The organism is Gelidibacter salicanalis (assembly GCF_016469035.1).
Classification (GTDB): domain Bacteria; phylum Bacteroidota; class Bacteroidia; order Flavobacteriales; family Flavobacteriaceae; genus Gelidibacter; species Gelidibacter salicanalis_A.
The window spans coordinates 1-3271 of sequence record NZ_JAEHJZ010000092.1 but is presented as its reverse complement, the minus strand read 5'-3'; the positions used below and the strand labels follow the sequence as shown (position 1 = coordinate 3271).

At 35.4% G+C, this 3271-nt stretch carries 2 protein-coding genes and 1 pseudogene; all 3 read right to left on the bottom strand.

Annotated elements, in window-relative coordinates; all coding sequences use genetic code 11:
- Window positions 1-369: 369 nt before the first annotated feature.
- Window positions 370-933 (bottom strand): DUF6642 family protein, encoded by a 564-nt coding sequence (locus JEM65_RS20915; protein ID WP_199603659.1) that lies wholly within the window; start codon window positions 931-933, stop codon window positions 370-372.
- Window positions 934-1240: 307 nt separating this feature from the next.
- Window positions 1241-2590 (bottom strand): tyrosinase family protein, encoded by a 1350-nt coding sequence (locus JEM65_RS20910; RefSeq protein WP_199603657.1) that lies wholly within the window; start codon window positions 2588-2590, stop codon window positions 1241-1243.
- A 95-nt stretch (window positions 2591-2685) separates the two neighbouring features.
- A pseudogene (locus tag JEM65_RS20905) lies at window positions 2686-3271 on the bottom strand (fibronectin type III domain-containing protein); the annotation flags it as partial.

The window sequence follows — 3271 nt, the reverse complement described above, 5'->3', positions numbered from 1 at the left end:
CTCTGTCGAAATGACAACATACTCTTAAAAGTTTATATAACTAAAGTAACTGCAATAAATCCCGATAGCTATCTGGAGCAGGGTTTTAACCTTTAAATAGATAATAAAACTGCAACTTGCCGACATTTTCCACATCCACTTAATGTTAGCCTATTTCATTTTTTGGAAGCTGCATGATCTCAGAAATTATTTGCATGCCAAACCATCCATATCATATCTTTTCTATAGGTAGGCATGTACACTTACATAGGTAGAAATGAATTGATTGAAGAGCGGTTTCGTCCACAGTTTTAGTCACAAACTCTCTTACCATATTAAAACACAGTGACAAAAACCGCTACAGATTTATGGTGCTATAGGATAACATGCTTAATAATACAACCTGAAATCCAATAATTTACACAGACTATAATGCTTTTGAAACAACTCTTCTACGACTTCTTTAAGATCATCGTTTTCTTGATATAAACTAAAAAAGACACGATCTATGGTACTTGCACTAGAAATTTCACTGAGGTCTGATCCGTAACCTGAAATGGCACGAGCCCCCGTAACATCAAGAAAATACTGCGACTCTTCATCGGTTAAATCTAAAATTTTTTCGTTTGCAAAATGGATTATTTTCCCTTTCATTTTCCCTTCAAAAAGTTCTGCTATTTCTTCTATACTGTAATAGTAGTCGTTCAGACGAATAGTATTAGGTTCGCCTGGCATCACGAGGTAAATGATTTCATAATCCTTAAAATTATGATCTTCATATAACAATATGCCCAAACTCTCCTCTAATCCTTCAATGCTATCACAAGCTTTATAAATACTGGTCACCCCCTGTTTTAATGCAATATCTTCTAAAATTTTAACAACTTCAGTAGGGCTTGTACAATCAACATCTGGAATGGCTTCGAGACAGAAAATTAATTTTTCATTCTCCATAAAAATCCGGATTTCATGTTTTTAATTCTAAGCAAAACTCCCGCTTTTCATTGGGTTAAGCAAATGAATTATTAAAACATTAAGACTAATGATTTTTGTGAAAAAAACCTGATTTAAAGTGCATAAGATTAGGGAGAAGTAATTTGTGTCTGAATAATATCTGTAAAAGTATGCTTGAGTATTCTTAGAGAAATTCAAGAAGTCATCCAATAAAATACCTATGGTATCTGTGAGATATTTTCTGATCCTAGTATATTGCTGAAATCACATGTGAAATCTCGGCTACTTCTCAATACTCTTTTCAGCCTTACTTTTTGACCACTTTGGTACTCACCACCATTTTACCGTTGACAACCACCTTAACTATATATAATCCGCTATTAAACCTTTTAACCTCAGCAATGGTCATGGACGCTGTGTTTTCCATATGCTTTGTCAACAGCAAACGTCCCGAAATATCAAACATCTCCACTACTAACGATTGTGCTTTTTGCTGTAAATCTATAACCAATACATCTACAAATGGATTTGGATAAACCGAAACACTCATAGTGGCCTCTATCGGCACTATATCATCATAAGCATGAATGTTCTGTAATGCTGGGTCATAATCGAAGAAATTCTCTTTTCTAATGGTAGGTTTTTTAGCACTTTCCTGATCCATATCAATTGCTGCTATAAAATTAGAGCCAACCGACGCCTCAAATCCAGGAATTAAATTGATCTCATTAACAGACTGAACCTTACAATGGTGATTGTTTGGTATTTTAAAGCCGTTGCCTACATCAATGGTATATTGATAGTAGAAATTTTCTAAATTCTGTGTCTTGTTTTTAACAACATAATTGTGAAGTTCAGCCAGACCATTTTCAGCATAAAAGACACCTAGGGCTTCCACACTATCTACAATATCATCAGGATCTACTAATGGCAATGTTTCCCCATCAAAGGAATAAGTACCATCATATCTGATCATAGAAGTAATTATAAATGAGGAACTTCCAGGGTTTTGCTGCACCCAATCTTTCCATAATTTATCGACATAGGTATGGTGAAGATAGAAAATGGGATCTCTTGGAGAAAGTGGTGTATTCATCACACCGCCAACCCAAACGTGTGCGCCACGATGCAGATCTCCTCTTTCAGCTTGATTGGAATAAATCAAGAAATCTTGTATAGCCTGTACATTGGTTATTGTTTGGGGAGTAGGCAATGGCCCCTTGTTTCCTAAATTTCTATTGAGACCCCAATTGGTATTAAATTGTCCCATAAATTCATAATCAAATAAGGGAGAATTTGGAGACTGATCTACCGACGAGTCCCACCATGGTAAGCTGATATTGGGGTTTAACTGCTGAAGCGCTTGCTCCATTTCAAACATTTGCATTCGATGCCAAGAGAAGAATATCTGTCGTTGTGGTTCATTTGGTAGATTAAAATGAATATCCAATTGTTCGGAATTACCAAAATTAAAAAAATCACCATGAAATTGTGCCAGATCATTGACTAAATCTGGTCCGTTTCGCAATTGATAAAACCCGTTAACAAGCGCATTCTTTTCCGATAGGGTCATTTCTTGATAATTCTTGCGAATGCTTTGCGAATCCGCTGAAAATATGACACAAAAAAATAGGAGGATTATATACGCGTGTTTCATGAGATGGTCAAATTATACCAATTAAATATATTTTAAAATAGGATTGACAAAAATTAGTCAAGATGATTTAGACTCTTCAATATCTTGTTATATGACTATTCTTCCATTTTCCGTTCAAGTTCTATGATCCTATCAGCCAGAATTTTTAAGTCGCCATTAATCTTTTGCAACTCAATAATTTTCTTTTCTTGTTGGAGAATATATAGTGTTAGCTCTTCTATTTTTTTCAATAGAAGTGCATCCATTTCACCTAAATCTATTCCTTTTAATTTTATGTTTCTTGCACTTGGAAGGTCTATCAAATGACCTTTATTTAATATGTGACTTTCCACTTCTTCCAAGCTTGGCAGACGATACTCTTTAAGAAAAACATAATCTGGCCAACTCCCTTGTAAAGCTACTTTTACGCCTTCAGCTATGACTTTTCCAGCAATGGTCAATTTGTAATCCTCATGAGGGGTTGTTGCAATTCCCACCTGTTGAGAAACGAATAAATCTTTTGCTTGCCAATCTACGGTACTTAAGTTTGCATTAGCAGAAGTGTATGGAATTGGTGCTGAAGCAGTTGTTTGTACCTCTAATATATTTCCTTGCAGCGATACATTGCCCGCAAGGTCATAGGCCAAAACTGTAAAGTAATAGGTAGTATCAGCCGTAAGACCTGTCACCGAAAAAGAAGGC